At 53.6% G+C, this 2,774-nt stretch carries 2 protein-coding genes; one reads left to right on the forward strand and one right to left on the reverse strand.

Features of this window, described 5'->3' with window-relative positions; all coding sequences use genetic code 11:
• Positions 1 to 163: 163 nt before the first annotated feature.
• On the forward strand, positions 164 to 2,212 hold the full coding sequence (locus tag D5S03_RS09525) for a HAMP domain-containing methyl-accepting chemotaxis protein (RefSeq protein ID WP_287043697.1): 2,049 nt from the start codon (positions 164 to 166) through the stop codon (positions 2,210 to 2,212).
• Between the two features lie 256 nt (positions 2,213 to 2,468).
• Here D5S03_RS09525 and D5S03_RS09530 read toward each other — a convergent pair.
• A partial coding sequence (locus D5S03_RS09530) for a hydrogenase iron-sulfur subunit (RefSeq protein WP_287043699.1) occupies positions 2,469 to 2,774 on the reverse strand: 306 nt, incomplete at its 5' end.

Below are 2,774 nucleotides of genomic sequence, written 5' to 3' on the forward strand. Positions count from 1 at the left end.
CCTGCCGGTCCTGGCCCTGACCTCCCTGGCCGGGGAAGAGGACGTGGCCCGGGGCAAGAAGGTAGGCATAGACGACTACCAGATCAAGCTGGACAAGGAAAAGCTTCTGCAGAGCATATTCGATTTTTTAAATAAAAAAGCAGCCTAATTTCTGGAGGATGGAATGAAGAACATCAAGCTCAGCGTAAAACTTATCGGAGGGTTTCTCATTGTAGCCCTGATCACACTGGTTGTCGGCCTCATCGGATGGAGAGGGGCCACCAATCTGGGAGGACACATTGAAGAGGTGGGCGAGGTGCGCCTGCCCAGTGTGCAGAGTCTTCTGCAGGCGGAAAGTGCCTTGAAGGATCTGGTGGTTGCCCAGCGCACTCTCATGTCCCCGGATCTGGACATGAATGAACGCCAGGACAGGATGAACAACTTTGACAGGGCCAGAGAGAATTTTTATGAGAGGTGGGAGTTTTTCCTTACCCTGCCGGCCACTGCCGAGGAGGAAAGGCTCTCTGACGAGTTTGAGCAGGAAGTAGCTGACTGGGCTGAGCTCAATGATGAATGGCTGGACATGACCCAGGAATTCGAATCCATTGAGATACTCAATCCTACCCAGCTTGTTTCTGATTTCCGGCTGTTCCGTGGGGACCATTACAATGCCATGGTGGATGTAAACAATTATATAGCAGCCGGGGAGACATTCGAAGGCCGGGATGACCCGGAGGCCTGCAATTTCGGGCAGTGGCTGCAGGACATGGATTATGACAATCCTGAACTGCTGGAGATGCTCCGGGCCATGACCAATCCCCACAATGAGTTTCATGCTACTGTCATAAGCATTCAGGATGCCCTGGAACAGGGGGATACGGATGAGGCTGAAAGGCTGTACCAGGAGGAAATGCAGTACTACGCAGAGCAGGTGTTCGGGCATTTCGATGATATTCTCGAGTTTGCCGCAGATGCCGACCAACTCAGAGAAGATATGAATGACCTGGTTCTGGGTCCCATTGATGTGGAATCCCAGGAGGCTCTGGATGTTCTGGAAGAACTTGTAGAGATGAATGTCGGACTTTCCGATGCGGCGGTGCAGGATGCCGATGCTGATGTCGGTCAGGCCCAGTGGCTCATCATACTTGGTATGGGTCTGGGCACTATTATTGCGGTAGGTCTGGGCTTGTTCCTGACCATCAGCATTACCAGGCCCATCTTCAAGGGTGTTGAATTTGCCAAGTCAATGGCCCAGGGAGATCTTTCCCAGACGCTGGATATAAATCAGAAGGACGAAGTGGGAATACTGGCCAAGGCTTTGAACGATATGGCAGAAAGCCTGCGCAAGATGTTCGGAGACATAAGCAGCGGGGTGGAGACCCTGGCCTCCTCGTCCACAGAGCTCAACTCCATCTCCGATGACATGGCCAAACGCTCTGAAACCACGGCTTCCAAGGCCAGCGGAGTGGCCACTGCAGCTGAAGAGATGAGCTCCAACATGAGCTCCGTGGCTGCAGCCATGGAGCAGGCGGCCACCAACGTAAACACAGTGGCCACGTCTTCTGAGGAAATGAGCGCCACCATCTCGGAAATCGCCCAGAACACCGAGAAGGCCAAGGAGATCACCGGCAACGCCGTAGACAAGTCCAAGACCAGCTCCCAGCGGGTGGACGAGCTGGGCAGCGCGGCTCAGGAGATCAGCAAGGTCACCGAGACCATCATGGCCATCTCTTCCCAGACCAACCTGCTGGCCCTCAATGCCACCATCGAGGCGGCCCGGGCCGGTGAGGCAGGCAAGGGATTCGCCGTTGTGGCCAACGAGATCAAGGAACTGGCCCAGCAGACTGCCAAGGCCACGGACGAAATCAAGGAGAAGATCGACGGCATCCAGAACGCCACAGGACTGACTGTAAGCGAGATTCAGGAGATCAGCCGCATCATCGATGACATCGACTCCATAATCGGCACCATTGCCGCTTCAGTGGAAGAGCAGAACGCAGCCACCCGCGATATAGCCGAAAACGTGGGACAGGCCTCCCAGGGCATCCAGGAGGTCAATGAGAATGTGGCCCAGACCTCGACAGTGGCCGGGGACGTGGCCAAGGACATTACAGAGGTGAACACAGACGCCGGTGAGATGAGCAATTCCAGCGCCCAGGTAAGGCAGAGCTCGGATGAGCTTTCCCAGCTGGCGGAAAAGCTCAAGGAACTCATGTCCAAGTTCAAACTGTAAGACAGATGCAGGTGATAGCCGGGAGGAAGTGCAGCAAGCCTTCTTCCCGGCACAAACTTTTTGAACCGGCTTTTTATCAAGAAGCCGGTTCTTTTTTATTGTGTTTTACACTTTCTGCAGCTGAATCTTAGAAGCTTTTAATCATGGACTGGCTGTGCCCCATGGCTGAAACTGTAGAGCTTAACTGTACCTTGACGTCATCAACATGGATCACCTGGGCTCTACGCAGAGTTTTGCAATAGTGCCAAGGGTTGTTCTAAAGCTTTTCCAGCTGTTTTGTAAAAGTGTTTATCATCTGCACCAGTTTCAGGCTGTCACCGGAGGAGATCCATCCGCTCATGATCCTTTCAGGATTTATACTTAGATTTTTCATCCTGGATTTGACCAGAGGCAGTCTTTTCGCTGCGTGATAGTCTCCGTACCAGTGCCTGCATTCTCCCTTGCTGCATCCAATGACCATGATGCCGTCCACTCCCATCTGCATGAGCTGCAGTAAAGTGTCCTCATGCAGGATGCCCACGCAGTTTACCCGTATAATGACCGCCCCGGGGCTGTACCGGCG

This window comes from Desulfonatronospira sp. MSAO_Bac3 (assembly GCF_003838035.1).
In the GTDB taxonomy this organism is placed as follows: domain Bacteria; phylum Desulfobacterota; class Desulfovibrionia; order Desulfovibrionales; family Desulfonatronovibrionaceae; genus Desulfonatronospira; species Desulfonatronospira thiodismutans.

Bases quoted from the DNA above. Each gene is read 5' to 3' on its own strand.
- D5S03_RS09525 (WP_287043697.1), top strand. From the start codon at position 164: ATGAAGAACATCAAGCTCAGCGTAAAACTTATCGGAGGGTTTCTCATT.